The sequence below is a fragment of the Staphylococcus kloosii genome, from assembly GCF_032139365.1.
GTDB classification, from domain to species: Bacteria; Bacillota; Bacilli; order Staphylococcales; family Staphylococcaceae; genus Staphylococcus; species Staphylococcus kloosii_A.
On the sequence record NZ_JAVTDB010000002.1, the window covers coordinates 1 to 959 of the forward strand.

Consider the following 959-nt stretch of genomic DNA (forward strand, 5'->3'; position numbering starts at 1 on the left):
AAAAATTAACAAAGTAGGTTTTAAATTAAATTTTTATGTTTTCCCAGCTATATATGTACAAATGAACGAAATTTATATGATTTCTAGAAAAGAAAAAATTATAGTACATTCATTTGGTTTGTTTGTTAATTTTACTTTTATAAATTTAGTACAAATAATCAATGAATTTACAGTTAATAACGTGAGTTTAACCATTGCATTTATGCTATTTTCTTCAACTATGATTTGGAATTTAATTCCAATGCTTAACTCTGATGGTTACAAAGTTTTACTTGCAATTTTATATTTAGATGAATATAACAACTTTATTAAAAATCATTGGTTAGTTTTAAGTATTCAAATATTAGGAGTACTTATAGCGCTCAATACATTAATACATTGGATAAAATATTGGTTGAAATATTTAATTTAATAGGAGTTGATGGTTTTGGAAATAAACGATTATTCATTAAAGGTCAAAGGAAACAGTTTAATAGAAGGTTCTAATTTACATTTTTATGAAAGTACCATAAACCATATAGTAGGTAAAAATGGAGTAGGTAAATCTCAATTAGCTAAGGATTTCTTATTAAATATTAGTGGTCAAATTACCCCCGAAATACAATCTAATACTACTTTAATTTCGAGTTCTTCTAATATTCCAAGTGATTTAAGTAAAGAATTTTTAATGAAAATTTTAAAGAACAAGTTTGATAACCATAATAAAATGTTTGAACTTTCGCAAATGCTAAATTTAGAAGATATTCCAAATAAAATTATGATAAAAAACTTAAGTGATGGACAAAAGCAAAAATTAAAACTATTTAGCTTTCTAATGCAAGATAAAAATATAATTATCTTTGATGAAATAACAAACGCTTTAGACAAAACAACGATTAATGAAATTTACAGTTTTATAAACAAATTTATAGCTATGCATCCCTCGAAAGTAATTATTAATATTACTCATAATTTAGCAG

General features: G+C 23.4%; 1 protein-coding gene and 1 pseudogene. Both read left to right on the plus strand.

Features of this window, described 5'->3' with window-relative positions; translation table 11 throughout:
• Positions 1–412, plus strand: a pseudogene (locus tag RPL90_RS00160) (peptidase); the annotation flags it as partial.
• A gap of 15 nt (positions 413–427) precedes the next feature.
• On the plus strand, positions 428–959 hold a 532-nt coding region (locus RPL90_RS00165; RefSeq protein WP_313541257.1), incomplete at its 3' end, for an ATP-binding cassette domain-containing protein.